The organism is Vibrio sp. 1727 (genome assembly GCF_033344415.1).
In the GTDB taxonomy this organism is placed as follows: Bacteria; Pseudomonadota; Gammaproteobacteria; order Enterobacterales; family Vibrionaceae; genus Vibrio; species Vibrio alginolyticus.
On the sequence record NZ_JAWPOT010000510.1, the window covers coordinates 1 to 573 of the forward strand.

The following is a 573-nucleotide window of genomic DNA, read 5'->3' on the forward strand; positions in this document are numbered from 1 at the left end:
ATATAGTGTTCATCGCGGGTGCTAGGGAAATTGACGTCAGCGCCTCGGGTTAAAAGTACGGGTTTTTCTAGGTTCTGTTCAATAGCGGTTTGCAAGCCGCGACCTTGAATGTTGTTGAAGGTGAACAATAAGACGGTGTTGTTGGTTGTGTTGGTATTCATCATCAATGAACCTCCTGTCGAGACTGCATAAACTCATTTCCTACTTGATGAAAGCGATAGAGCACTAGGTCTAACAGCCCATCAAAGCAATATTTCACCATGGGGTTTCCGAAGATTTGTGTGGCGGGGGCTCTAAAGAACGTAACTCGCCGATGTTGATAGAAGTCCCGAATAAAAATGTCGAAGAGAAGTTGTTTAATCACGGGCTCATGAACCGGGAAATGGATGATCGTATTTCCCATGACTTGGAGAATGTCGGTGACTAAGTACTTCAGTATCGAGCGCCCTAAATGCCAAAAGCTGAGAATCCTAAATTCAGACCTCAGCTCTTGATAAATCAAATGGCCAACCAACATGCCTTCACAGTAGTAGAGGCGGGCCTTGCTGGGGGATTCATTGAATTGATTGAGCG

The 573-nt window shown here is 45.2% G+C and carries 2 pseudogenes; both read right to left on the reverse strand.

Annotated features, from left to right (window positions below):
* Positions 1-164 (reverse strand): annotated as a pseudogene (locus tag R8O10_RS26645) (helix-turn-helix transcriptional regulator); the annotation flags it as partial.
* Positions 164-573: pseudogene (locus tag R8O10_RS26650) on the reverse strand (XRE family transcriptional regulator); the annotation flags it as partial. The pseudogenes R8O10_RS26650 and R8O10_RS26645, both read right to left, overlap by 1 nt.